The organism is Alcanivorax sp. HI0044 (assembly GCF_001634945.1).
In genome coordinates this window covers 1-1,809 of sequence record NZ_LWEZ01000287.1, presented here as the reverse complement: position 1 = coordinate 1,809, position 1,809 = coordinate 1, and the positions used below count along the sequence as shown (strand labels likewise).

At 57.6% G+C, this 1,809-nt stretch carries 2 protein-coding genes and 1 pseudogene; all 3 read left to right on the top strand.

Translation table 11 applies throughout. The features are described from left to right. Positions 1–987: translation initiation factor IF-2 (infB, locus tag A3730_RS03535; RefSeq protein WP_063537493.1), on the top strand; the 987-nt coding region annotated here is incomplete at its 5' end. Positions 988–1,008: 21 nt separating this feature from the next. Then, positions 1,009–1,422 (top strand): 30S ribosome-binding factor RbfA, encoded by a 414-nt coding sequence (gene rbfA / locus A3730_RS03530; protein ID WP_007151594.1) that lies wholly within the window; start codon positions 1,009–1,011, stop codon positions 1,420–1,422. 14 nt (positions 1,423–1,436) lie between these two features. Continuing rightward, a pseudogene (locus A3730_RS03525) lies at positions 1,437–1,809 on the top strand (tRNA pseudouridine(55) synthase TruB); the annotation flags it as partial.

Here is a 1,809-nt window from a genome sequence, read left to right as displayed (position 1 = left end):
TCTGGTTCAGCCACTGGTGTGGTGATTGAATCCCGTATCGAGAAAGGTCGCGGTACCGTTGCTTCCATTTTGGTTCAGGGCGGCGAGCTGCAGATCGGTGACATGCTGCTGGCCGGTGCCCACTTTGGCCGTGTGCGGGCGATGATCGATGAGAACGGCAAGCCGATCAAAAAAGCCGGCCCGTCTATTCCGCTGGAAGTGTTGGGCCTGAATGGCGCACCGGAAGCCGGTGAGCAGATCCAGGTTGTGACCGACGAGCGTAAGGCGCGGGAAGTGGCCGAGTTCCGTCAGGAACGTGACCGTGAGCTCAAACTCAAGCGTCAACAGGCATCCAAGCTGGAAAACCTGTTTGAAAATATGGGCAGCGCAGAAACCAAAACCGTCAACATCGTGTTGAAGACCGATGTGCGCGGTTCACTGGAAGCGCTGACCAGTGCCCTGAATGATCTGGGCACTGATGAAGTGAAGGTGAATCTGGTCTCCAGCGGCGTGGGTGCGATCAACGAATCCGACGTCAACCTGGCGATGACCAGTGAAGGTGTGTTGCTGGGCTTTAACGTTCGTGCAGATTCCAAGGCCAAGAAAACCTGCGAGCAGGAAGGCATTGATCTGCGCTACTACAGCGTGATCTATGAGCTGATTGATGACGTGAAGCAGGCCATGAGTGGTTTGCTGGCGCCGGAAAAACGCGAAGAGATCCTTGGCGTGGCCCAGGTGCGCGACGTGTTCCGTTCTTCCAAGTTCGGTGCGGTTGCTGGTTGTATGGTGGTGGAAGGTACGCTGTACCGGAACCGTCCGATCCGCGTTCTGCGCGACGATGTGGTGGTCTTCGAAGGCGAGCTGGAATCCCTGCGTCGCTTCAAGGACGATGTGCCTGAAGTGCGTAACGGCATGGAGTGTGGCATCGCGGTGAAGAGCTACAACGACGTGAAGGAAGGCGACAAGATCGAAGTCTTCGAAGTGAAGGAGGTGGCGCGCTTCCTGTAAGGAGTGTGCCCGAACCCTGCTATGAGCCGTCATCGCCGCCCCCAGGGCTTTAACCGCACCGACCGTATCGCTGACCAGATTCAGCGTGAACTGTCCCGGTTGCTGCAGTTTGAAATGAAAGACCCGCGGGTCAATCTGGCGACGATTCAGGATGTCACGGTTTCCCGCGATCTGTCCTATGCCGAGGTGTATTTCACCTTGCTGGGACAGGGTGAAGAAGCCGGCGTGGAAGCCGAAGAAGCGCTGGTCAAGGCCAGCGGCTTCCTGCGCAGCAGCCTGGCGAAGAGCCTCAATACCCGCACCACGCCCAAATTGCGTTTCCATTACGACATGACCCCGGAGCGGGCGGCACATCTGTCTCAGTTGATTGATGATGCCCGTGCCGAAGACCGGGAGTTGCGTCCGGAAGACGACGAAACCGGAAACAACGAGTAACTCGGAGCTGTCAGGTGGCAAAGCGTCGTCCCAGAGGCCGTGATCTCAACGGCATCCTGTTATTGGATAAATCGTCTGGCGTGAGCAGTAATGGCGCGCTGCAGATGGCCAAGAAAATGTTTGCCGCTGCCAAGGCGGGGCATACCGGTAGTCTGGATCCGCTGGCCACCGGCATGTTGCCGATTTGTTTTGGTGAAGCCACCAAGTTCAGCCAGTTTTTGCTGGAATCCGACAAGAGTTACCGGGTCACCGCCAAGCTGGGTGTGACCACGGAAACCGGTGACGCCGACGGCGATGTGGTGGAAACCACCGAGGTGAACGCGTCGTCCGCCCAGATCGAGACGGCCTTATTGTCGTTCAAGGGCGACATCGAACAGATCCCCAGCA